Source organism: Stenotrophomonas panacihumi, assembly GCF_001431645.1.
Taxonomy (GTDB): Bacteria; Pseudomonadota; Gammaproteobacteria; order Xanthomonadales; family Xanthomonadaceae; genus Stenotrophomonas_A; species Stenotrophomonas_A panacihumi.
In genome coordinates, this window is record NZ_LLXU01000076.1 from 75,289 (window position 1) to 99,643 (window position 24,355).

A 24,355-nucleotide genomic window follows, 5' to 3' on the forward strand; every position below is an offset into this window, starting at 1 on the left:
TGAGGATCAATCAAAAGGCCTTGAAGGGGGGGGGCTACTTGCCAGGCGAAGACTCATCCAACCCAAGCAACTCCACCTCCCCCAAAGAAAACTCCCCTGCTCCACCCGCCGCCGTAACCACCAGCCGGTAATGCTTATAACGCGCCGCCGCATCCAACCGGAACGGCCGCGTATACCTTGCCCACTCGAAAACCTCACCCTCGCGCCGATCCAGCGTCTTCCAAGCAGCGCCGTCGTTGGAACCCTCCAGCACCCAGGCGGTCGGATACCCCCCAGTCGCCCCGGAAGTCAGCGTATAGAACCGCACAGGCGAGGCAGGCAGCTTGTCGAAAGTCCAGCTGATCGACACAGGCGTCGCCGCCCGGAAAACCGCTTCGGTGACCGAACTGTTATCGAACAACACCCTCGCATCGACGCCCGTCACGCTGGATGCAGCAGAACCACGCTCCGCCCCCGTGAGATCCGCCAGCCCAACCGGCCGCTTGTCCCCCGCAGTCAACGAAGGCGGCAACGCCTTCGCATCGCTACCCCAGGTAGCAGGCCGCGGCGACATCGCGAACTCGACCTTCGCCCCTTCAGTCAGCAGCCTATGCGGAATCACCGTGCTATTCCACGGCTTGCCATTCACCGTCACGCCGCTCACGTACACATTCTCCGCGCTATTGTCCGGCGCGCTCACCACCAGGCTTTTCCCGTTCTCCAGATGCACGGTCGCACGCGTGAACAACGGCGAGCCAATCGCCAGGTTCTCGCTCCCCATCTGCAGCGGATAGAAGCCCAGCGCCGACAACAGCCACCACGCCGACGACTCACCATTATCCTCGTCACCCGGATAGCCCTGGCCAATCTCCGAGCCGACGTACATCCGCGCCAGCGTCTCGCGCACGATCTCCTGCGTGCGCCACGGCTGCCCGGCATACAGGTACATCCACGGCACGTGGTGCGCGACCTGGTTGGAGAAGCCCCACTGCCCCATGCGCACGTCACGCGCTTCGACCATCTCGTGGATCACGCCGCCATACGAACCCGGGAACCCGGCGGTCTCCGGCGTGGCGAAGTACTCGTCCAGCTTGCGCGCCAAACCCTCGCGACCGCCATAGAGGCTGGCCAGGCCCTGCCCATCCTGCGGCACGAGGAAGGCGAAGCCCCAGCCATTGGTCTCGGTGTAGTCGTGCTCGTGGCCCCAGATGCGCGGGTCGTACTCGCCGGCCTTCGTCTTCCACGTGCCATCCACCTGGCGGCCCTGGAAGAAGCCGATCGACGGATCGAACATGTGCACGTAGTTCATCGCGCGGTTGCGGTAGTACTCGCTTTCCTCACGCAGGCGCTTGCGCGGCAGGATCGGCGTCGGCGCCTCGGCCATCGTCGCCAGCATGTTGCTGATGCCGAAATCGTTGATGTAGCCCTCCAGCGCCCATGACACGCCCTCCCCCACCGAGCTCGGCGTGTAGCCGATGAACGGCGCCACCGCCATGCCCTTGCGGCCGACGTGCTCATCCGGCGGCAGCACCGCCGCATTCTTGATCGCCGCCGCGTAGACGCCGGCGGCATCGAGCCCCGGCACGCCCTTGACGAAGGCATCGGCGAACGCGGCGTCCGAACTCGTGCCCGTCATCAGGTTCGCGTAACCGGGCGAGGACCAGCGCGGCACCCAGCCGCTGTCGCGATACTGCTGGATGAAGCCGTCGATCATCGTGCCGGCCTGGCGCGGCGCCAGCAGCGACTGCGCGGCCCACACCGTGCGGTAGGTATCCCAGAAGCCGTTGTTGACGTAGAGCTTGCCGTCGGCGATCGCCGCGCCGGTCTGCGTCGTCGTGGTACCCGCGGGAATGTCCTTCCCCGCCGAGGACTGCACCGCATGCCGCCACACGGGCGATTCATTGCTGCCGAAATTCTCGTGCGTGGCGTTCGGATACAGGAACAGCCGGTACAGATTGGAGTACAGCGTGGTCAGCTGGTCCGGCGTTGCGCCCTCGACCTCGATCACGCCCAGCTTCTTGTCCCACGCCTGCTGCGCACGCTCACGCACGTCCTCGAAGCGGTCGCCTTCGTCTATCTCCAGGGCCAGGTTGCGCTTCGCCTGCTCCACGCTGACCAGCGAGGTAGCCATCCGCATGTTGACGGTGCGCGCCTTGCCGGCGTCGAAACGGAAATAGCCGGCCACGTTGCGCCGGGGCGCCGCGCCCTTCTTCCCATCGGTGGCCACCAGCTTGCCGCTGGCGGTCACCGGCCGGTCGAAGCGCGCATAGACGAACATCCGCGTGGCGCCATTGGATAACCCGCTGCGGGTGTCGGTATAGCCGGTGAGTTCACCGGTCTCGGGCGAAAGCGAAAGGCCGCCGCGGTCATCGACGTTGTCGAACACCAAGCTGGCATCGTCGGCGGGAAAGGTGAAACGCATCATGGCCGCACGGTCAGTCGGCGCGATTTCAGCGACGATGCCGTTGTCGAATCGCACGCGGTACTGGTGCGGCTGGGCGATCTCGTTCTCGTGCCGGAAGGTCAGCGCACGGTCCGCGCGGTTCACCGGCGGCACGCCATGCGCCAGCGACGGCATGAACTGGAAAGTCTGCCGGTCGCCCATCCACGGGCTGGTCTCGTGCGTCAGCGCCAGGGCTTCCAGTCGCGGGCGGTTCTGCGCGTCGTTGCCCTGCGCATATTCGTAGAACCAGCTCATCGAGCCGGCATCGGTCACCGGCGCCCAGAAATTGAAGCCATGCGGCATCGCGGTGGCGGGAATATTGTTCCCGCGCGAGAAGCTGCCGCTGGAATTCGTGCCGCGCGTGGTCAGCACGTGTTCGCTGGGGCGCTGGGCGACGACTGCCGCCGGCGCATCGGCAATGCGAATGTCGTCCACCCAACCGCGGAAGCGCGTGGCCCCGGCCGGCGCCTGGTACGCCAGCACGATCCGCTTGATCCGCTTGCCCGCCGCGACATCACCGATGCGCGCCTGCTTGCGGTTCCACTGCCCGGTATACAGCGACTTCGATGCCCCCTGCCCGCGCGCCGAGAGCCCGAAGCCGTGCTGGTCGCGCGCGTCCAGATCCTGCAGTCGCGTGCCGTCGTCGAACTCCAGATCGAGCGCGACCCAGGTGCTGGGATAGGACAGGTCGCCCTCGATGAACTGCGGGAACACCAGGTAGGAGAGCTCGGTCGCGGCCGTCACCGGAATGTCGACGTCGAACAGCACCTGCCGGGCATCGCCACCACTTGCCTGCACTTTCCCTTCATACGCCAGCGAATGCACGCCGGTGAACCCCACATGGGGGCGGGCCGCGTAAGCGTCGTCCGGACCGTCTGACACCTGCACGGCCATGTCGAGGCTTCCCGCATGCCCTCCGCGCGTCAGCGCCGGCTTCTGATCCGCCGTTTCGAACGAGCTGTAGAACGGCCCGCCCATCGTCGTCGAGGTCTGCGGAACATCCGGCCGCGGCGAACACCCCGCCAGCGACAGCACGAACACGCCGGCAAGCACGGCGACAGGCCGGCGCTGCCGGAAGGAAAGCATCGAAGTCATGGCGTCATCCATCCAGGCAGGTCACGTGCTCAGCGCACGACGTTGAGTACTTCGTGGCAGGCGCCCATGGTGTGGTAGTCGGTCTTGCCGGCCGGGCTCTTCTCGTCGTCGTACTTGCGGTTGTTCACATCGAGGATGCGGAACCACGCGCCGTACTGGTGGTCCACCATGTGTTGCCACGCGTACGCCCACAGCTTCTCGTACCAGCCCCAGTAGGCCGCATCGCCGGTGCGCTGGGCGAGCAGCGCGGCCGCCGCGAGTGATTCGGCCTGCACCCAGAAATACTTGTCGTCGTCACAGACATACGCCGCGCCCTCGACGCGGGCGTTGCCGCTGGCCGCATCGCGCAGCCCTTCGTAGGCGAAGCCGTAAACCATGCCGCCGTGCGCGTCGTCCCACGAGTTTTCGAGCGCGACATCGAACAGGCGGCGCGCGGTGGGCACCAGCCAATCGGCATCGACATGGCGGTCCAGGATCAGCAGCAGCTTGGCCCATTCGGTCTGGTGGCCGGGCTGGAAACCCCACGGGCGGAACAGGTGCTTCGGGTCGTCCAGATGGTAAGTCCAGTCGATGTTCCAGTCGGCGTCGTAGTGCTCCCACACCAGCCCGCCAGCCTGCGCCGCATGGCGCCGGGTCATGGCATCGGCCAGCGCCAGGGCGCGGTCGAGATAGCGCTGCTCGCCACTGGCTTCGAAGGCGGCCAGCATCGCTTCGCACATGTGCATGTTGGCGTTCTGGCCACGGTAGCCGCTGAAGTTCCAGTTGGCGTCTGCCTCGTCGCGGTACAGGCCGTGCTGCGGTTCCCAGTAGCGCTTCTCGAGCAGCGCCCAGGTCTCGTCCATCCAGCCGCGCGCTTCCTCGAAGCCGGCCTTGAGGCCGCACGAATACGCGAGCAGCACGAACGCCACGCCGTAGCAGTGGTTGGTCGCGTCTTCCACCTTCCCGTCGCGCAGGGTCCAGGCATAGCCGCCGGTCTGCGGGTTGCGGTGCACGTGTCGCAGGTAGTCCAGGCCGTGGCGCGCGGCAGCGAGGTATTCGTCGCGCAACGCGACATCCTCACCGAACTCGCGCGCCGCCATCACGTAGTTGAAGACGAAGCGCGTGCTGCTGACGAGGTGGCGATGGCTGCGGTCGTAGACCGTGCCGTCGTCCTTGAAGTAGTGGAAGAAGCCACCGGCCGGGTCGATGCAGCGCGGGTGGTAGAACGCCATCGTCTCGGCGATGTGCGCGCGCAGGAACGATGGGGAGCGGAAATCGGGCAGGTTTTCAGGCGACATCTTCGTATTGCTCCTTGAGCAGTTGCTTTACCTCGCCCAGCGCGGGCATCGCGGCGAATGCGCCGTGGCGGGTCACCGCGAGGGCGCCGACCGACGCGGCAAAGCGCAGCGCGTGTTCGATCGCGTCGCGATCGCGGACGAATGCGGGCAGGCGCGCGGCGTCGACGCCGGCCTGGACCAAATGGAACAAGAGCCCGCCGACGAATGCATCGCCCGCGGCGGTGGTGTCGATCGCCTTGACCCGGGGGCTGCGCAGCTCGCCCTCCCCTTCCCTGGCGTGCCAGCGGATCGACGCGGGGCCATCGGTGACCACCACCCAACGCGCGGCGCCTTGCAGCAACCGCGCGATGACGGTGCGCTCGTCGGCGTCGCCGGCGAGGTACTCCAGTTCATTGCGGGCGAGCTTGATCACGTCGGCCTGCGCCAGCGCCTGCCACAGCAGCGGGCGCGGATCGACACCGGCCGGCCACAGCATCGGGCGCAGGTTGAGGTCCATGCTGACCAGCACGCCGGCATCGCGCGCCAGGCGCATGCCCTGCAGGGTTGCGCTCGCCGAAGGTTCGCCGGTCAGGCTGTTGGAACACACATGGAACGCGCCGGCGCCGGCGAAGCACGCCGCGTCGAAGTCTTCGGCGCGGAACAGCAAATCGGCAGCCGGTGGGCGATAGAAGCTGAAACTGCGCTCGCCCTCCGCGTCGAGGGCGACGAAGGCCAGCGCGGTACGCGCGGCATCGGTCCGCACCGCGTGGTCGGTGCGCACGCCGGCGGCGTGCAGGCTCGCCAGCAGGAAATCACCGAACATGTCCGCGCCCAGCGCGCCGACGAATTGCGCCGGTGCCCCGAGCCGCGCCACGGCGACCGCGACGTTGGCCGGCGCGCCGCCGGCATGCTGCACGAACGTGCGCGGGCTATCCGCGGTGGGAACAGGCTGGGCGAAGAAGTCGATCAATACTTCGCCGAAGCAGACGATGGGGCGCGCGGGCGCATGGGCCTGCGCCGCCTCGGGTCCAACGGGTGTACTCATGGGAGGTGGGGTACTCGTGGGTCGGGTGCCGCGACGACGCGGCGTGGGAGAAGCCGGTGCGGCATGCTCGGCAGGATCAAGACTGGCGCTCCCCGCAGCTGCCGCGCACCACCAGCTGTACCGGCGCGATGGCGCGGCGTGGCGGCGCATCGGGGTCGCGCACGCGGTCCAGCAGCATCTCCGCGGCCATGCGGCCACAGGCGCGCGGCTTCACGGCCAGGGTGGTGAGCGGCGGCGTCGAAAGCGCCGCTTCGCTGATGTCATCGAAGCCAGTGAGGGCGAAGTCGACGCCGGGCTGCATGCCACGCGCGCGCAGGCCGAGCATCAGGCCGAAAGCGACGTTGTCGTTGTAGCAGACCGCCGCGGTCACGCCCGGCGCCTGCTCGAACAGCGCGGCGGTGCGCGCGGCGGCGTCCACGCGCGTGGGGCTCGATTCGACCAGCCAACCCGGCTCCGGCTCGATGCCCACGCCGCGCATCGCTTCCAGATAGCCATCGCGGCGCTGCCGGCATGAACTCGAATCCGCATGCCCGCCGAAGAACGCGATCCGCCGGTGGCCGAGCGCATGCAGGTGTTCGGCGGCGCGGCGTGCGCCGCACTGGTTGTCTAGCGCGAGGAAATCCCAGTCCGGGCCCGACAGTTCGCGGTTGAACACCAGCACCGGCACGCGCGATCCGAGCACGCGCTGCACGGCGGCGGCGTCACTGTGTTCGGCGGGCGAGAGGATGATGCCGGCCGGCGCATGTTCCACCAGCGATTCAAGCACCGCCTGCTGCCGCTGCGGCGATTCGGCGGTGCTGCCCAGCAGGGTCACGTAGCGCCCCGCGCCCAGCGCTTCGTCGACGCCCGCGGCGAATTCGGCGAAGAACGGGTTGGACAGGTCGTTGATGACCAGCGCGACCGAAGACGAGGTCTGCTTGCGCAGGTTGGCCGCGGCGCGGTTGTAGACGTAGCGCTGGCGCTTGAGCTCGGCCTCCACGCGCGCACGCGTGTCGGCATTGACGAGCTGGCTGCCGCGCAGCACCAGCGACACCGTCGCGCGCGACACGCCGCACGCCTGCGCGATGTCGGTCACGGTGACCGCACCCCGGCCCGGCTTTTTTCCCTGCTTGGGCTTGTCTGTATCCATACGGTTCTCCTCGAGGCGGGTCGTCGGCCGCATTGGATTATTGCCCATGTGGAACGATTCAACTTGACGGTATCCCGCAATATCGAGGTCGCGCCGGGATCAGCCGCCCGCCGCCGGCGAGGGGCATGCCGGCGCCGGGCGCGCCGAAGCGGCCTGGCCCCAGGTCGCCGGCGTATCGCCGAGCGCGAAGCGCAGGTCCCCGCCCTGGCGCAGCTGCGACCAGTCCAGCCAGACCTTGTCGTGGGCGTGGCCATCGAAGTCCACGCCGCGGACGTACTGCACGCCACGACCGTCGGCGCCCGGCGCTTCGATGTGCAGCTGGCGGCCGCCGCCCAGGTCCAGGTCGACGCGCGCGAAGCGCGGCGGATGCAGCAGCACCTGGCCGGTGCCGGGCATGCCCGGATACAGGCCCATCGCACTGAACAGGTACCAGGCCGACATGGTGCCCAGGTCGTCGTTGCCGGTGACGCCATCGGGCCGGTTGACGAACAGCGTCTGCGCGGCGCGTACGACGACGGCGGTACGCGCCGGGTCGCCCAGCAGCGTGTACATCCACGGCACGTGCATCGTCGGTTCGTTGTTGGGATTGAAGCGGTACTGGCCGTAGTACGCGTACGGGCCGGCGACCCACGCCGCGCGCGCGCCCTGCGGATCCTTGCGCAGTTCGTCGATGGCGAAGAAGCGGTCCAGGCGTTCGAGGGTGCGCTCGCGCCCGCCCATCGCCTCGGCCAGGCCGGCCGGATCCTGCGGCACGAGCCACTGGTACTGCCACGCGGTGCCTTCATGGAAGCCGTAATGCGAGCGCGGGCTGTAGTGGCCGTCCGGCGGCGTGAACCAGCTGCCGTCCTCCAGGCGCGGGCGCGGGAAACCACTGAAGCCGGTCTCTTGCTCCTTCACCGAGGCATCCCACACGTTGCGCCAGTTGCCGCCGCGCTGGCGCAGCGTGGCCGCATCGGCGGCGTGGCCCAGGCCATCGGCCATCGTGGCCAGGGCGCAATCGGCCAGCGCGTATTCGAACGTGGCCGAGCCGCCGTGATGCGGATCGACGTCCATGCCCTTGGAAGGGAATGCGCGGTCGAACTGCACGAAGCCGGAAGCCAGGTAGCTCGCATTGCCGCTGCGGCCGGCAAAGCGCGAGTTCGCCGGCGGCACTTCCCACGCGTTCTGGCGCAGCGCGGCCCAGGCTTCCGCCTCGTGGCCTTCCAGCGCGCCATAGCGCCACAGGTCGGCGAGGAACGGGGTGACCGGGTCGCCGGTCATGATGTTGGTTTCGAAATTCGCGTAGCCCCAGCGCGGCAGCCACCCGCCCTGCGCGTGGATCGCCAGCACCGAGCGGGCGATGTCGCGCGCGCGTTCCGGCCGCAGCATCGCCAGCAGCTGGTTCTGCGAACGGTAGGTGTCCCACAGCGAGAAATACTCGTAGTAAGTCCAGTCCTCGGCGCGATGCACCTGCTCGTCGTAACCGCGGTAGCGGCCGTCGGCGTCGCTGCCGGTCATCGGCTGCAGCAGCGCGTGGTAGAGCGCGGTGTAGAACACGGCGCGGTCGTCGCCGCTGCCCCCTTGGACGCGCACCGAGGCCAGCTCGCGGCGCCAGGCATCCTGCGACGCCGTGCGCATCGCATCGAAGCCCAGCAACTTGCCATTGCGCATGCCGTCCGCGCGCAGGTTGACGCGCGCGCCTTCGGCATCGACATGCGAGATCGCGCTGACCGCGGTCACCGCCCTGCCCTTGCCCTTGCCGCCGGACAGGTCGAAGGTCAGCCAGGCGCCGTTGAAGCGCTCGCCCTCGCCTTCCATGCTGGCGCGCGAACCGGGCGTGCCGCCGGCCTCGCCCCAGGTGCCGAAGGTCTTGAACGGGCGGTCGAACTCGATGCGGAACCAGGTGGTGTACTGGTGGCCGCCGCAGAAGCTCTGGGTGGTGAGCTTGCCTTCGACGACGCGGTCGCCCACCACCTCGATGCGGCTGCCGATCACCCGGTGCTTCGCATTGGCCTGGCTGACGTTGACCAGCACGTGGCCCTGCGCCGCGCCGGCCGGGAAGGTGTAACGCTCGGCGGCCGCGCGCGTCAGCGCCGTGGTCTCGACGTCGATGCCGCCGTAATCGGCCAGGTGCACGCGGTAGTAGCCGGCCTGCCCCACTTCGCCGGCGTGGGTGTACGCCGAGCCATAGCGGTCGTGGTCGAACGCCTCGGGCTTGCCGGTGTCGAAATCCCCGCCCGGGCCGATCGTGCCGGTGACCGGCAGCGTCGAGACCTGGCCGCCCTGCTCCCAGCAGCCGGCGCCGGAGATGAAGGAATGGCCGAAGCCCAGGATCTTCGGGTCGTCATAGCGCCAGCCGGAGTAGTGCTTGCCGGTCGGCGAGACCTGGATCAGGCCGAACGGCGCCGAGGCGCCGGGGAACGTGTTGCCGTCGTCCTTGCTGCCGATGAAGGTGTTGACCGTACGGGCCAGGTCTTCGGCGGGCGCGCCCGCCGCCACGGGCGGCAGCGCCAGCACGGCGAGGGCCGCGAACACACGCAGGGATCGGTTCAATCGGCTCGACAGCAGGCTATGGGTCACAACGCGCTCCTGGTTCGGCGGGTCGGTGGCGGGGATGCCGGGCTGGGGGGGGACGGTCGTCGGGATCGGCCCTGGCCACGCTTGCCGGCCGGGCTTTTGAAACGATCCAAATCCAGTCACCAGCGCCCCGCAAAACCCCGGCCACCCCCGGGTGGCACATCAACTAGATCGATCTAAACAACCATACATCGGCGGTCCTCGCATTCTGCACTGCAGCAGAAACCTGCCCTCCGCCCCGCCCTGTCCCCCCAGCGGGCACGGTCCGCGCCAACGCCTGCTGCGCAGCAGCATGCCAGCCGGCAAATCTCGTGCTACAAATTTTTTACGCCGACCTAGATCGATCCAAATTTCACGCAGGGGCACGGCCGTGGCAAGGCCGTGGGACGGAGGTGCCGCATCGCGGGCTTCCTGGACATTCTTGGGTCAATTTCTTGGCGTGAATTTTAGATCGTTTTAAATCCATAACGTTCAATCGAGAGAGGGGTTGAATCTGATGTCACGCACACATAACCGCAGTTCGTTGTCCGCAGCCATCGCGATCGCCCTGGGCGCGGTGGTGGCCCTGCCGGGCGTCGCCCTCGCGCAGGACGCCACGCCGCAAGCTGCCACGCAGCAGGCTGCCGCCCCCGCGCAGGCCACCCCGTCCACGCAGGCCACCGACCTCGACGCCGTCACCGTGGTCGGCTACCGCTACGCGATCGAGAAGAGCCTGGACCAGAAGCGCAACGCGAACGCCATCATCGAAGTGGTCAACGCCGAGGACATCGGCAAGTTCCCCGACAAGAACGTCGCCGACGCGCTGCAGCGCGTGCCCGGCGTGATCGTCAGCCGCGACGGTGGCGAAGGCAAGAACGTCAGCGTGCGCGGCCTGTCGCCGGAGCTGACGCTGACCGAATTGAACGGCAATTACATCGCCTCGGCCGAATCCAACGGCGACCCGACCCGCTCGTTCAACTACACCCTGCTGCCCTCGAACATGCTGTCCAGCGCCGAGCTGTTCAAGACGCCGGAAGCGCGCATCGACGAAGGCGGCGTCGGCGGCACCGTGATCCTGCACACGCGCCGCCCGCTGGAGATGGAATCCAACACCGGCTTCGTCTCCGCCGAAGGCACCTACGCCGATACCACCCGCAAGACCGACGGCCAGTTCGCCGGCTCCTACGCCTGGCACGACAAGGACGACCGCTTCGGCGTGTTCGTCGGCTACACCCAGCAGAAGCGCACCATCCGCACGCTGGGCACCAGCACCGAGAACTGGCAGTGGTATGGCCGCGACGAAGGCGGCACCGCGGTGGACGTCAACGGCAACCCGTCCGACTTCAACTCCAACTGGTGGGGCGGCACCGGCTTCTGGGACCAGAACGGCAACTACTACACCGGCTTCATGATGCCGACCTCGGTCAACGCGGAGGTCAAGGAAGAAGAGCGCGACCGCAAGGGCGGCCAGATCACCTTCCAGTTCAAGCCGACCGACAACCTGACCCTGACGGCGAACTACTTCCGCTTCGACCTCTCGCAGGATTCGGAGACCAACTCGCTGAAGATCCCGGAATGGAGCATCGCCCGCTACTACGGCGACGGCAACTGGCCGGGTGGGCGCATGCTCGACGGCCTGACCATGGACCCCAGCGGCACCATCGTCACCGGCGCCGACTACAGCGTGCATCCGGGCAAGACCTACTACTGCAGCGAAGCGCAGGCCGCCGCCGCCGGCATGGCCCCGGGCGGCTGGGGTTCGGATGACTGCACGATGCCGACGCCGCAGCTCACCGGCAGCTACAACGTCGAGATGGCGCGCTCGCAGGCGTTCGACCTGGAAGCCGAATGGCGCGGCGAATCGGTGGACGTCACCACCAAGATCGGCCGCACCTGGGCGTCGGGTGGCCCGTCGCTGCAGTTCGCGGTGCCGATCAAGCCGCGCCGCCAGAACGCCGACGGCAGCTGGACGCTGGGCAACTACGCCAGCGCCTGGGACCTGAGCGGCACGCCGACGATGACCTTCTCGCCGGAACTGATGCAGAACCTCAGCAACGGCATCCTGCAGGTCGACCTCGGCTCGACCGGCTCGTCGTGGACGCGCAACACCACCGAGCAGAAGTTCGCCCAGATCGATACGACCTGGCACACCGACATGAACTTCCTGGACTCGATCCAGTTCGGCCTGAAGGCGCGTGACGGCGGCATCCACCGCAACACCGGCAACAGCTACTGGGTGTGCCCGGGCACCGATCCGTCCGATTACGAGAACCGCTTCTGGAACGGCCGCTGCAACGACCTGGCCAGCCAGTTCTCGCCTGACCTGCTGAAGTCGGTGGGCAACCTCACCGGCGGCTTCAATGCCAGCGCGTTCCCGGCGATCAACTTCCCGGCCTACATCAACTATCTCAACCAGACGTACGGGGAGATGCAGACCCGCAACGAAGACAACTTCGTCTACAACGTCGACGAGAAGATCTACTCCACCTATCTGCAGGCCAACTTCCACACCGAGCGCCTGCGCGGCAATGTCGGCGTGCGCGTGGCCAGCACCCGCCAGCACGCCGATTCGACGGACAAGATCACCTCCTACAACGATTACTTCTTCGACGGCCCGGACGGCAGCCCCCTGCCCTGCCAGCAGGGCGCCGCGGCGCCCGGCGGCGCGCCGGCCGACACGTACTGCGGCACCGAGGGCTTCTGGCGCCTGTCCGACAGCGTGCAGCGCCAGGAATCGTTCGCCGTCAGCGCGCTCGACCGCACCTACACCGACGTGCTGCCGAGCCTCAATCTCGCCTACGACCTGACCGAGAACCTCGTGCTGCGCGGCGCCGCCTCCAAGGTGATCGCCCGCCCGAGCTACGACAGCATCGCCGCGCCCGGCAGCCTGGAGTACTACAGCGAGGAATACGTCAACGACCGCCGCCTGACCGGTGGCGCCGGCGAACTGGGCTGGTACGGTTCGGGCAGCAACAAGAACCTGCAGCCGTACAAGGCCGACCAGTACGACCTCGGCGTGGAGTGGTACTTCCAGCCGGGTTCGGTGCTGGGCGTGGCGCTGTTCCGCAAGGACGTCAGCAACTTCACCGTGCCGGTGATCGCCGACGTCAACATGGTCGTCAACGGCGAAACCGTGACCGTGCAGAACTACTCGACGGAAGCCGGCGGCCGCGACGCGGTCTCGCAGGGCGTCGAACTGTATGCGCAGCACACGCTGCCCTTCGGCCTGGGCTTCCAGGCCAACTACACCTACAACGACACCAACGAAGCGGCCATCACCCTCGAGGACGGCACCTCGCTCGGCGAGTCGCCGCTGGTGGGCAGCGCGAAGAACCAGGCCAACTTCACCGTGTTCTACGAGAACCAGAAGCTGTTGCTGCGGGCTTCGTACAATCGCCGCGGTGAAGTGGTCCAGGGCCTGGTCAACGGCCTGAACGTATACGATGAGCCGTACCAGCAGATCGACTTGAATGCCGCGTACAACTTCACGCCGGCGCTCAGCCTGACGGCTTCGGTGCTGAACCTGACCGAGGAAGAGACCCGCTCGCACCTGGGCAACGACACCAAGGCCCGTTTCTACACCAACAGCTACGCAGGTCGCGTCATGTACCTCGGCATGACCTGGAAGTTCTGATCCGACCCTCCTCCCTCCCCGCGCCGCCAGGCCGGGGAGGTTTTCACGGCAGTGGCCCTCCTCCCCGGGCCACTGCCGTCTTCTTGCCGGGATGACCATGAGAACCCACGCGCTGCTGCGGAACCTGCTGTGCACTGTCCTCGTGGCGATGTGCTGCGATGCCGCGCTGGCGCAGGCCTTCAGCGAAACCCGGGTCGATACCGGCTGGCAGTTCCGCCAGCGCCCGGACAGTCCGCAAGCCGCCGCGCATCCGCGCACGCTGCCGTGGCAAGCGGCCACCGTACCGGGCACCGTGCATACCGATCTGTTCGCGCGCGGGTTGATTCCCGATCCCTACGTGGGCGCGGCCGAGGCCGGCCTGCAGTGGATCGGCCTGTCCGACTGGGAATACCGCACCACCTTCGACGTATCGCCCCAGACGCTGGGCAATGCGCGCAGCGACCTGGTCTTCGAAGGCCTGGACACCTTCGCCGAGGTCTTCGTCAATGGCGAGAAGCTGCTCAACGCCGACAATTTCTTCCGTACCTGGCGGGTGCCGGTACAGGGCAAGCTGCGCGCGCATGGCAACGAGCTGCGCGTGGTCCTGCATTCGCCGATCAACCGCCTGCTCCCGCAGGTGCAGGCCATGCCGGTGAAGATCGCCGGCAACTACCCCTCCCCCTACGGCGACGAGCCGACCGACGCGTTGACCGGCAACTTCGTGCGCAAGCCCGGCTTCCACTACGGTTGGGACTGGGGCCCGCGCTATGTCACCGCCGGCGTGTGGCGGCCGGTGAAACTGCAGAGCTGGGACGCGGTACGCATCGACGACGTGCAGCTGCGCCAGGCGCAGGTGACCGAAGCGCACGCCTTGCTCGATGTCCGCGTCCGCGTGGACGCCGTGCGTGCCGGCGAGTACGACCTGCGCGTCTGGCAGACCGCGCCGGACGGCAAGCGCACGCAGGTTGCGCAGCGCCACGCGGCGTTGAAGGCCGTCGATGGCGAGGTCGTCTCGCTGCCGGTCACGGTCGACCGGCCGCAGCGCTGGTACCCGAACGGCTATGGCGCGCAGGCGCTGTACCGCTACGACGTCGAAGTGCGCCAGGGCGGCAAGACGCTGGCGCAGGCCAGCAAGCGCACCGGCTTGCGCAGCGTGGAACTGCGCACCGATCCGGACGCGCAAGGCGCGACCTTCCATTTCGTCGTCAACGGCATCCCGGTATTCGCCAAGGGCGCCAACTACATTCCCTTCGACCTGTTCGCGCCGCGCGTGGGCGATGCGCAGCTGCGGCGCGTGCTGCAATCCGCGGTCGATGCGAACATGAACATGATTCGCGGCTGGGGCGGCGGCATCTACGAGAGCGACCACTTCTACGACCTGGCCGACGAGCTGGGCCTGATGGTCTGGCAGGACTTCATGTTCGGCGGCGGCATGCAGCCGGCCTACGACAAGGCGTTCCGCGACAACGTGGTCGCCGAGGCGCGCGACAACGTGCGGCGCCTGCGCGACCACCCGAGCATCGTGTTGTGGTGTGGCAACAACGAGGAAGAGATCGCCTGGAAATACTGGGGCGGTGCCGACCATGGCACGTCACTGCGGGCGCGCGATCCTGCATTCGCCCGGAAGGTCTGGGACGGCTACGTGCAGCTGTTCGGCCATGACCTGCGCGAGGTCGTCGAGCAGGAAGGCGGCGGCATCCGCTATTGGGCGAGCTCGCCCAGCAACGACCTGGCCGAGGTGGCGAACACGCCGGCCGCGGGCGACATGCACTACTGGGAGGTCTGGGGAAACCCGGCGCATCCGCCGGTCAAATACCTGGAGATCACGCCGCGCTTCATGTCCGAGTACGGCCTGCAGGCCTGGCCCGCCCAGCGCACCGTGGACGCCTTCGCCCCGCGCGCGGACCAGGGCGTGGCCACGCCGGTGATCGAAGCGCACCAGAAGTTCATGGCCGGCAAGGGCAACGAGCGGCTGATGCATTACGTGGAGATGGAGTTCGGCACGCCGAAGGACTTCCCGGATTTCATCTACCTCAGCCAGGCCATGCAGGCCGAGGGCATCGAGCTGGCCGCCCTGCACCACCGCGCCAGCCGCCCGTACACGATGGGCTCGCTGTACTGGCAGCTCAACGACGTGTGGCCGGGCGCCTCGTGGTCGAGCATCGACTGGTTCGGGCGCTGGAAGGCGCTGCAGTTCCATGCGCGCCGCTTCTTCGCCCCGGTGGCGGTGGCCGCGCTGCGCGATGCGCAGGGCCACACCGAGGTCAGCGCGCTCAACGATCGCACGGAGGCCCGCAGCGGCGAGCTGCGCCTGCGGGTGATGTCGCTGTCGGGCCAGCCGTTGCGCGACGAACGCAAGCCGGTGCAGCTGGCGCCGTTGTCCGCGACGAAGATCGCAAGCTACACCGATGCGGAACTGCTCGGCGAGGCCGATCCACGCGCGACGGTCGCGGTGTTCGAGCTGACGGTGGCGGGCGAGCCGGTCTCGCGTAGCGTCGTGTATTTCAGCGCGGCGAAGGACATCGCATGGCCCGATCCCGGCTTGCGCGGCACGCTGCGCCGGGACGGCGACGGCTATGCGCTGGACGTGAGCACCCGCTCCCTCGCGCGTGCGACGTGGATCGACTTCGGCGAACTCGACGCCGAGTTGTCCGACAACGCGCTGACGCTGCTTCCCGGCGAAACCGTGACCGTGCGGGTGCGCAGCACCGCCTCGCTGGAAGCGCTGCGCGACGCCCTGCACCTGCGCTCGCTGGCCGATGCGGTGCAGCCGCCCTCGCGTTGAGGGTGCCCGGCGGTTCGTGCCTCAGAGTTTGACGAACCGCTGGATCTTCCGCGCCAGCCAGCCACTGAACACCAGCGGCGCATCCAGCGCGGACACGCAGATGCAGGGCACGCCCGGCGCGGTCACGGGCTGGTGCTCCACGTCCTGGTCCAGGTCGGCCACGTCCCCGGGTGCGAACAGCCCGAGCGAATCGTTGTAGGCGCCTTGCAGGATGTGCGTCAGCTCGCTGCGGCCATGGCTGTGCATCGGCAACGACTTGCCCGGCGCGATCCGCAGCATGATCAGCGATGGCATGTCCGCCGCGCGCAGGCAATGCACGCCCGGCGCCATCCAGCGCCAGCGCAGGGCGCGGTAGGAGCTGCCGAAGTAAGGCTGCAGCGCGTGCGGCAGGCGGTCCGCATCGGGTGCGACGGGTGCCGGCGAGGTCTCGCGCCGGGGATGCGGCGTGGCGATGGTCTCGGCCGGGTCGTCCTGCGACCCGAGCCGGGCCAGCATCTGTGCGCGCAACGCGTCGCGGCGTGCCTGCGGCAGGGGGTCGTTGTGCGCCTGGTCGAGCAGCGCCGCGCCGAAGCCTTCGGCCTCGCGCGCCGCGCGGCGGCAGTGCGCGCATTGTTCCAGGTGCGCGCTGGCGACAATCGCCATCGCGGGCGCCAGGGCGCCGGCCGCATAGCCGATGAGCGTGGATTCGTGCAGGTGGTGGCGGGGATTCATGCGCCCCCTCCCACCTTGGACTGCAGGTGCAGGAACGCCCGCCGCAAATGCGACTTCACCGTCCCCAGCGGCATCCCGAGTGCCTGCGCGATGTCGCCGTGGCTCTTGGCTTCGAAGTACGACATGCGCACCAGCCGCGCCTGGATCGCCGGCAGCTCGTGGATGCGCTGGCGTATCCGCGCATGGTCGGCGAACTGTTCGGCGGTGCCGCCGGGCGTGGGGTCTTCCATCGCCGCCTGCTCGACGACCTCCTGCGCATGCTGCCAGGCCCGCTCGCGGCGGATGCGGTCGATATGCAGGTTGCGCGCGATGCGGTACAGCCAGGTGCTGAGCACGCTGCGCGCCGGGTCGAAGCGGTCGGCGTGCTGCCACAGTCGCAGCAGGCACTCCTGCGCAAGGTCCTCGGCGGTCGCCTCGCCCGCGCCGAGCCCGCGCAGGTACACGCACAGGCGCGGCATGAAGTGGTCGTAGATGCGCATGAAGCCTTCGCGGTCGCGCAGGCGCGCCACGGCCTCCATGTCCTGGGCCCAGTCCTTCGGCTCGTTGGTCGGCTGGGCGGCGCTGGACATGATTCTCGCCGCCTCGAAGGCGGAGTGCGCGGAAGGGCCAGGTGGACGGTACATCGGGCGTCGGTTCGATTGGCGTGAAGGTTCTCCTCCTTCTACGTACGACGCCGCCGCTTGGATGCAAGGGCGGATTCGCCGAAGCCGTGCATCCGTTTGCCGCTCCCGTGCGTACAACACACCATAGCCTGCAGAGATCCGTGCCATGGCCCGACCATCCGCCGCTGTACCCGCCCCGCGCTGGCGCCTGCCGGCCGCCGTGCGGCGCTGGTTCGACACCGAGGCCGGCGCGCAGGTCGCCGACCCCGCCGACGCCCGGCGCATCGCCTGGCTGCGCGCCGTGCCCTTCATCGGCATGCACCTGGCCTGCCTGGGCGCGCTGTGGACGGGCGTGTCGTGGGTGGCCGTGATCGTGGCGGTGCTGCTGTACGCCGTGCGCATGTTCGCCATTACGGCGTTCTACCACCGCTATTTCTCCCATCGCACCTTCGAGGCCTCGCGCGGCGTGCAGTTCGTGTTCGCGGTGATCGGCGCGGCCAGCGTGCAGCGCGGCCCGTTGTGGTGGGCGGCGCACCATCGCACGCATCATCGCCATGCCGACCAGGCGGAAGATCCGCATTCGCCGCGCACGCAGGGCTTCTGGCGCAGCCACATGGGCTGGTTCCTGACCCGCGCGGCGTTCGCCACGGACTGGGGCCGGATCCCGGACCTGGTGAAGTATCCGGAGCTGCGCTGGCTCGACCGCTTCGACCTGGTCGTGCCGGTGGCGCTCGCCGCCGGGCTGTACCTGCTCGGCAGCGTGCTGGAAGCGACGGCGCCCGGGCTGCACACCAATGGCCCGCAGATGCTGGTGTGGGGCTTCTTCATCTCCACGGTGGTGCTGTTCCATGCCACCGTCACGATCAACTCGCTGGCGCATCGTTTCGGACGCCGCCGCTTCCCTACCCGCGATGACAGCCGCAACAACTTCTGGCTCGCGCTGCTCACCTTCGGCGAGGGCTGGCACAACAACCACCACTTCTTCCCCGGCACCGCCCGGCAGGGCTTTCGCTGGTGGGAAGTCGACCTGACCTGGTACGGCCTGCGCGCGATGGCGGCGTTGGGGCTGGTGCGCGGGCTCAAACCGGTGCCCGCCTGGGTGCTGGCCAAGGCGGAGCGCTGAGCCATGCGCATCGCGGTCATCGGTTCGGGCATCGCGGGGCTGGCCAGCGCGTGGTGGCTGCAGCGCAACCACGAGGTCACGCTGATGGAGGCCAATGACTACCTCGGCGGCCACACCCACACGCACCGGGTCGAGATCGACGGCCAGGTGCTCTCGGTGGATACCGGCTTCATCGTGTTCAACCCGCAGCACTATCCGTTGTTGACGGCGTTGTTCGACGAGCTCGGCGTGGCCAGCCAGCCGACGACCATGAGCTTCTCCGTGCACAGCGAGCGCTCGGGCGTGGAGTACAACGCCACCACGTTCGATACGCTGTTCTGCCAGCGCCGCAATCTGGTGTCCCCGCGCTTCTGGGGCATGCTCGCCGACCTGCGCCGCTTTTACCGCGACGCCCCTGCCTTGCTGGCGGGGGACGAGGAAGGGCCGAGCCTGGCCGAGTATGTCCGTGCGCAGGGCTACGGCGAGGCGTTCGTCGAAGAGCACCTGTTCCCCATGGCCAGTGCGCTGTGGTCGGCGCCGGCCGCGGCAATCGGCGCGTTCCCGGCGCGCTACATGGTGCAGTTCATGGCCAACCACCAGATGTTGCAGGTCAACGCACGGGCGCCGTGGCGCGTGGTGCGGGGCGGCTCCGCGCGCTATGTGGAGGCGATGCGCCGGCAGTGGCGGGTGGAGACCCGGCTTTCATCGCCGGTCCACCGCATCGAGCGACTGCCGGAGGGTGTGCGCGTCCATGGCCTGGCCGGCAGCGAGGTCTTCGATGAGGTCGTACTGGCGTGCCACAGCGACCAGGCGCTGGCCCTGCTGGGCGATGCGGATGCGCGCGAGCGCGAGGTGCTTTCGGCGATCCGCTACCAGCCCAACGAGGTCGTGCTGCACACCGACGAGCGCCTGCTGCCGCGCCACCGCAAGGCGTGGGCGGCCTGGAACGCGCATATCCCGCGCGACCCCGCCGATGCCTGCACGGTGAGCTATTGCATGAACCTGCTGCAGGGCCTGCCGACACCCACGCCGCTCATCGCCACGCTCAACCGCAGCGAGGCGATCGACCCGGCGCGCGTCCTGCGTCGCCTGCGCTACGCGCACCCCATCCACGATGCCGCGATGGTGCGCGCGCAGCGCCGCTGGGACGAGATCCAGGGCCATCGCCGCACGTGGTTCGCCGGTGCCTACTGGGGTTGGGGATTCCACGAAGATGGCATCCGCAGTGCACGGCGCGTGGTGGATGCGATGGCCGCGCGCGGAGAAGAGCGGCTTGCCCCGCCCCGCGAGGTGGCGCCCGCATGAGCGCCAGCGCGCTGTATTTCGGCCATGTCGTGCATCGGCGCCATGCGCCGCATGCGCATGCGTTCCGCTATCCCATCGCGCAGCTCATGGTGGACCTGGACGAGCTGCCCGGGCTCTTCGCGCGGCGCTGGCTGTGGTCGGTGGACCGCCCGAACCTGGCCGCGTTCCATCGTCGCGATTACCTCGGCGCGCCGGAGGTGCCGTTGTCCGAAGCGGTGCGCGACAGGGTGGAGGAAGAACTGGGGCGCCGCCCGACCGGCCCGATCCGCCTGCTCACCCATCCGCGCTACGCCGGGCATGTCTTCAACCCGGTGAGCTTCTATTACTGCTACGCGGCCGACGGGCAGACGCTGGCGTGCATCGTCGCCGAGATCACCAACACGCCGTGGAAGCAGCGCCACGCCTACGTCCTGCCGGTCGAGACGGCGGAACGGCGCGGCGAGGTCCTGCGCTGGCGCTTCGACAAGCGCTTCCACGTTTCGCCCTTCATGCCCATGGATTGCGCCTACGACTGGCGCTTCGGCGCGCCGGGCGAGCGGCTGGACGTGCACATGCAGGTCTGGCGCGATGGCGTGCGCCAGTTCGACGCGACCCAGCACATGCAGCGCCGGCCGCTCGATGGCCCCGGCCTGGCGCGCGTGCTGGCGCGCTATCCGCTGATGACCCTGCAGGTCGTCGGCGCCATCCACTGGCACGCACTGCGGTTGTGGCTCAAGCGCAACCCCGTGCACGACCACCCTACCCTCGCCGGGAGATCGAGATGAACCCGATGCACCGCACCCTTTCCCTGTCGCGCCCCGGCACGCTGGACCAGTTCCTGCGCGCGCGCTTGCTGCAACAGTTGGCGAACCTGCGCGATGGCGCCCTGTGCGTGCGCGATGCGCTGGGCGAAGTCGTGCTGGGCGATGCGAGCGGCCCGTTGCGGGCTGTCGTCACCATCGAGGACCCGGCGTTCTACCGCGCCGTGGCCGCACAGGGCAGCGTCGGCGCGGGCGAGGCCTATATCCGCGGCGACTGGCACTGCGACGACCTCGTCGCCCTGGTGCGGCTGCTGGTGCGCAACCGCGACCTGCTCGACGGCATGGAGCGCGGGCCGGCGCGGATCGGCGGCTGGCTGTTGCGCGGGTGGAACCGGCTGCGGCGTAACACCCGCGACGGTAGCCGCCGCAACATCGCCGCGCATTACGACCTCGGCAACAAGTTCTTCGCGCTGTTCCTTTCCCCGGACCTGATGTATTCCTCGGCGATCTTCGCCGACCCGGCCGAATCGCTCGAAGCCGCCTCGCATCGCAAGCTCGAACGCATCTGCCGGCAGCTGCGCCTGCAACCGGGCGACCGCGTGATCGAGATCGGCACCGGTTGGGGCGGCTTCGCGCTGCATGCGGCGCGGTACTACGGCTGCCACGTCACCACCACCACCATTTCCGCCGAGCAGTACGCGCTGGCGGAGGAACGCATCCGGGAAGCCGGGCTGGAATCGCGCATCACCCTGCTGCAGCAGGACTACCGCGACCTGCAGGGCGAGTACGACAAGCTGGTGTCGATCGAGATGATCGAGGCCATCGGCGCCGAATTCCTCGACACCTATTTCTCCACCGTGGCGCGTCTGCTCAAGCCCGAGGGGCTGGCCCTGCTGCAGGCCATCACCATCGAGGACACGCGCTACGCGCAGGCGCTGCGCAGCGTGGACTACATCAAGCGCTTCGTGTTTCCCGGCAGCTTCATCCCGTCGATCGAGGCGATGCTGCGCGCCAAGACCCGGGCCAGCGACCTGCAGCTCGTCGGCCAGCACGACTTCGGCCATTCCTACGCGTTGACCCTGCGCAACTGGCGGCAGCGTTTCCTCGGCCAGCGCCCTGCCGTGCGCGCGCAGGGTTTCGACGAGGCGTTCATCCGCCTGTGGGAGTTCTACCTGGCCTATTGCGAGGGCGGCTTCCTGGAGCGCTCCATCGGCGTATCGCATCTGCTGCTCGCGCGCCCCGGCTACCGCCCGCCGCTGGCGGTGGATGCGGAGGGCTGAGGCGATGGGCGCGCTGGCGTGGGTGGCACTCGCGATGCTGGGCGTGATGCTGGCTGGCTGGGCGTGGCAGCGCCGGCACCAGAACATCGGCATCGTCGATGCGTTGTGGGCATTGGGCGTGGGCGGCAGCGCGGTGGCGATCGCGGCGGCCGGCGATGGCGCGCCCGCCGTGCGCGTGGCATTGGCGGTGTTCGGCGGCCTGTGGGGCCTGCGGCTGGGCTGGCATCTGTGGCAGCGCGTGCGCGGCGAAGCGGAAGACGGGCGCTATGCGCATCTGCGCGCGCACTGGCACGGCCACCAGGGCTGGATCCTCGGCTTCTTCATCGGCCAGGCATTGCTGGTGGTGTTGTTCGCGCTGCCCTTCGTCGCGGCGGCGGGGCAGCCGGAGGCCAGCGCGTGGCGAATCGCGCTGGCGGCGGTGGTCTGGGGAGTGAGTGTCGGCGGCGAAGCCATCGCCGACCGGCAGCTGGCGCGCTTCAGGGCGGATCCTTCGAACAAGGGCCAGGTCTGCCGTGTCGGCCTGTGGCGATATTCGCGCCATCCGAACTACTTCTTCGAATGGCTGCACTGGTTCACCTACGTCGTGCTGGCCGCCGGCGCGCCGTTGGGTTGGCTGGCGTGGAGCGGGCCGGTGGTCATGTACGTCTTCCTGCGCTGGCTCAGCGGCGTGCCCTATACGGAGCAGCAGGCGTTGCGCACGCGCGGCCAGGCCTATCGGGATTACCAGCGCACCACCTCGATGATCTTTCCCTGGCCGCCGCGCCGTTCTCCTGCTTCGGAGTCCCCGCCATGACCCACGCCGTTGCCCTGCCCGCCCCGGTGGATACCGCGCCGGGCCTCACCGGACTGGCCGAGCGCGGCCTGGTGCCCGATGCCCTGCTGCGCTGGGGCATGCGCCGGCTGTGCGCGCAACGCCTGCGCGATGAACGCGCCGGTGGCCTGGAAGCGCAATCGGACCGCCAGTCCGCACGCCTGCTCGAATTGGCGAGCAGTCCACTCGCGCTGCACGTGGAGGCGGCGAACCGCCAGCACTACGAGGTGCCGCCGGCGTTCTTCCAGGCCTGCCTGGGACGCCGGCTGAAATACAGCAGCTGCTATTACCCCACGGGGCGCGAAAGCCTGGACGAAGCCGAAGAGGCGATGCTCGCCCTCTACGAGGCGCGCGCCGGCCTGGCCGACGGGCAGGACATCCTCGAACTCGGCTGCGGCTGGGGTTCGCTCACCTTGTGGATGGCCGAGCGCTTCCCGAACGCGTCGATCACCGCGGTCTCCAACTCTCGCGGCCAGCGCGCCCACATCGAAGCGCAGTGCAAGGCACGCGGGTTGTCCAATGTGCTGGTATTGACCTGTGACGTGAACCGGCTGGCGTTGCCCGCGCGCGCGTTCGACCGCTGCATCTCGGTGGAAATGTTCGAGCACCTGCGCAACTACGATGCCCTGTTCGCCCGCATCGCGCGTTGGCTGCGGCCCGACGGCGTGCTGTTCGCGCACGTCTTCGCCCACCGCGAGCTGCTCTACCCCTTCGAGACCGATGGCGAGAACGACTGGATGGCGCGCCATTTCTTCACCGGCGGGCTGATGCCGGCGGCCGACACCTTCCTGCATTTCCAGCATGATCTGCAGCTGCAGTCCCGCTGGCTGCTCGACGGCACGCACTACCAGCGCACCGCCAACCACTGGCTGGAACGCCAGGACGCGCATCGCGACGTATTGATGCCGGTGCTGCGCCAGACGTATGGCGAAGCGGCGGCGGCGCTGTGGTGGCAGCGCTGGCGGATGTTCTGGATGGCCTGCGCCGAACTGTTCGGCTACGACGGCGGCCAGGAATGGCTGGTGGCCCACTACCAATTCCGACCGCGCTGAAGGAGACCATGATGCGTGCGAGCCTGCCCCTGATCTCGATCCTGTGCGTCTGCCTGGCCGGCCTGGTGGTCGCGGCTTGCAGCGGCCAGCCGGCGCGTCCCTTGCCGCGCGAACCCAAGGTGGACGTTCCGCGTTTCATGGGCGACTGGTACGTCATCGCGCATATCCCGTCCTGGCCGGAACGCGAGGCTTTCGACGCGGTGGAGTCCTATGCGCCGCGCCCGGATGGCCGCATCCAGACGACTTTCACCTATCGCAAGGGAAGTTTCGATGCGCCGCTGAAGACGATGCATCCGATCGGCCGGGTGAAGGCGGACGGCGGCGGCGCGGTGTGGGACATGCAGTTCGTGTGGCCGGTGCAGGCCGAGTACGTGATCGCCTGGGTCAGCCCGGACTACCAGCAGACCATCGTGGCGCGCAGCAAGCGCGACTACGTGTGGTTCATGTCGCGCACGCCGCAGGTGTCGGCAGCGGATTACCAGCGGGCGATCGCGCGCATCGCCGCGCTGGGGTATGACACGAGCAAGGTGCGGCGCGTGCCGCAGGCGCCGCGCTGAGCTGGGGGCGCCGTCATCGTGAACGGCTGTTTCCGTGGAGACGCCACCTGTACAGGAAGAGGCCACCCACCATCCCAGCCGCGACAATGCCGTTCGCACATGTATCGAGCAGCAGCAACTGCCCGGCGGAAAAGTAGAGGGTGACGCCGTGTGCGAACACCGGCTGGACAGCACCGCTGGCGATGTCCGGCACCGTCGGTGCATGCGCCAGATACTTCTCGTTCAAGACCGCATGCACGACAAACAATGCGGCCGCCAGGGTCAAGGACACCGCCGCGCCGATGGCGGCCCAGCGGGCATTCACGGGGTGTCCGT

At 68.4% G+C, this 24,355-nt stretch carries 17 protein-coding genes; 9 read left to right on the forward strand and 8 right to left on the reverse strand.

The window, feature by feature from the left end; genetic code table 11:
• Nucleotides 1–34: 34 nt before the first annotated feature.
• The 5 genes from ARC20_RS09360 to ARC20_RS09380 all read right to left on the reverse strand — a co-directional run bounded on the left by ARC20_RS09360 (nucleotide 35) and on the right by ARC20_RS09380 (nucleotide 9,479).
• The gene (locus ARC20_RS09360) at nucleotides 35–3,517 is read right to left on the reverse strand and encodes a GH92 family glycosyl hydrolase (RefSeq protein ID WP_202595436.1); all 3,483 of its coding nucleotides are present in this window, start codon (nucleotides 3,515–3,517) and stop codon (nucleotides 35–37) included.
• 29 nt (nucleotides 3,518–3,546) lie between these two features.
• Nucleotides 3,547–4,794, reverse strand: a complete 1,248-nt coding sequence (locus ARC20_RS09365) for an AGE family epimerase/isomerase (RefSeq protein WP_057646509.1) — start codon at nucleotides 4,792–4,794, stop codon at nucleotides 3,547–3,549.
• Nucleotides 4,784–5,818, reverse strand: coding sequence for a carbohydrate kinase family protein (locus tag ARC20_RS09370; RefSeq protein WP_057646510.1), 1,035 nt, complete (start codon nucleotides 5,816–5,818; stop codon nucleotides 4,784–4,786). Before ARC20_RS09370 ends, ARC20_RS09365 begins: the two co-directional genes overlap by 11 nt.
• Before the next feature lie 76 nt (nucleotides 5,819–5,894).
• Nucleotides 5,895–6,947, reverse strand: a complete 1,053-nt coding sequence (locus tag ARC20_RS09375; protein ID WP_057646511.1) for a LacI family DNA-binding transcriptional regulator — start codon at nucleotides 6,945–6,947, stop codon at nucleotides 5,895–5,897.
• 99 nt (nucleotides 6,948–7,046) lie between these two features.
• Nucleotides 7,047–9,479 (reverse strand): GH92 family glycosyl hydrolase, encoded by a 2,433-nt coding sequence (locus ARC20_RS09380; protein ID WP_057646512.1) that lies wholly within the window; start codon nucleotides 9,477–9,479, stop codon nucleotides 7,047–7,049.
• A gap of 520 nt (nucleotides 9,480–9,999) precedes the next feature.
• Between ARC20_RS09380 and ARC20_RS09385 the strand changes: the two genes are divergently transcribed.
• On the forward strand, nucleotides 10,000–13,116 hold the full coding sequence (locus tag ARC20_RS09385) for a TonB-dependent receptor (protein WP_057646513.1): 3,117 nt from the start codon (nucleotides 10,000–10,002) through the stop codon (nucleotides 13,114–13,116).
• A gap of 97 nt (nucleotides 13,117–13,213) precedes the next feature.
• Nucleotides 13,214–15,880 carry a beta-mannosidase gene (locus tag ARC20_RS09390; RefSeq protein ID WP_057646514.1) on the forward strand — a complete coding sequence of 889 codons (2,667 nt, stop codon included), beginning with the start codon at nucleotides 13,214–13,216 and terminating at the stop codon, nucleotides 15,878–15,880.
• 21 nt (nucleotides 15,881–15,901) lie between these two features.
• On the opposite strand, the gene ARC20_RS09395 is transcribed toward ARC20_RS09390, so the two are convergent.
• Nucleotides 15,902–16,591 carry a ChrR family anti-sigma-E factor gene (locus ARC20_RS09395; protein ID WP_057646515.1) on the reverse strand — a complete coding sequence of 230 codons (690 nt, stop codon included), beginning with the start codon at nucleotides 16,589–16,591 and terminating at the stop codon, nucleotides 15,902–15,904.
• Nucleotides 16,588–17,214 carry a sigma-70 family RNA polymerase sigma factor gene (locus tag ARC20_RS09400; protein ID WP_057646516.1) on the reverse strand — a complete coding sequence of 209 codons (627 nt, stop codon included), beginning with the start codon at nucleotides 17,212–17,214 and terminating at the stop codon, nucleotides 16,588–16,590. Before ARC20_RS09400 ends, ARC20_RS09395 begins: the two co-directional genes overlap by 4 nt.
• A gap of 145 nt (nucleotides 17,215–17,359) precedes the next feature.
• On the opposite strand from ARC20_RS09400, the gene ARC20_RS09405 reads away from it, so the two are divergent.
• Genes ARC20_RS09405 through ARC20_RS09435 form a run of 7 tightly spaced genes read left to right on the forward strand, consistent with a single transcriptional unit; the run spans nucleotide 17,360 to nucleotide 24,040 of the window.
• A complete protein-coding gene (locus ARC20_RS09405; RefSeq protein WP_057646517.1) occupies nucleotides 17,360–18,316 on the forward strand; it encodes an acyl-CoA desaturase in 957 nt (318 codons plus the stop codon).
• A 3-nt stretch (nucleotides 18,317–18,319) separates the two neighbouring features.
• A complete protein-coding gene (locus ARC20_RS09410; protein WP_057646518.1) occupies nucleotides 18,320–19,600 on the forward strand; it encodes an NAD(P)/FAD-dependent oxidoreductase in 1,281 nt (426 codons plus the stop codon).
• A complete protein-coding gene (locus tag ARC20_RS09415) occupies nucleotides 19,597–20,364 on the forward strand; it encodes a DUF1365 domain-containing protein (protein WP_057646519.1) in 768 nt (255 codons plus the stop codon). Before ARC20_RS09410 ends, ARC20_RS09415 begins: the two co-directional genes overlap by 4 nt.
• Nucleotides 20,361–21,620 (forward strand): SAM-dependent methyltransferase, encoded by a 1,260-nt coding sequence (locus ARC20_RS09420; RefSeq protein WP_057646520.1) that lies wholly within the window; start codon nucleotides 20,361–20,363, stop codon nucleotides 21,618–21,620. The genes ARC20_RS09415 and ARC20_RS09420 overlap by 4 nt, the downstream gene beginning before the upstream one ends.
• Nucleotides 21,607–22,413: a DUF1295 domain-containing protein gene (locus ARC20_RS09425; protein WP_425478462.1), complete on the forward strand. Its 807-nt coding sequence runs from the start codon at nucleotides 21,607–21,609 to the stop codon at nucleotides 22,411–22,413. Before ARC20_RS09420 ends, ARC20_RS09425 begins: the two co-directional genes overlap by 14 nt.
• Nucleotides 22,410–23,483 (forward strand): SAM-dependent methyltransferase, encoded by a 1,074-nt coding sequence (locus tag ARC20_RS09430; RefSeq protein WP_057646522.1) that lies wholly within the window; start codon nucleotides 22,410–22,412, stop codon nucleotides 23,481–23,483. Before ARC20_RS09425 ends, ARC20_RS09430 begins: the two co-directional genes overlap by 4 nt.
• A gap of 8 nt (nucleotides 23,484–23,491) precedes the next feature.
• A complete protein-coding gene (locus ARC20_RS09435) occupies nucleotides 23,492–24,040 on the forward strand; it encodes a lipocalin family protein (protein WP_425478461.1) in 549 nt (182 codons plus the stop codon).
• A gap of 13 nt (nucleotides 24,041–24,053) precedes the next feature.
• Here ARC20_RS09435 and ARC20_RS09440 read toward each other — a convergent pair whose 3' ends face one another.
• A complete protein-coding gene (locus ARC20_RS09440; protein ID WP_146165792.1) occupies nucleotides 24,054–24,344 on the reverse strand; it encodes a hypothetical protein in 291 nt (96 codons plus the stop codon).
• Nucleotides 24,345–24,355 lie beyond the last annotated feature (11 nt).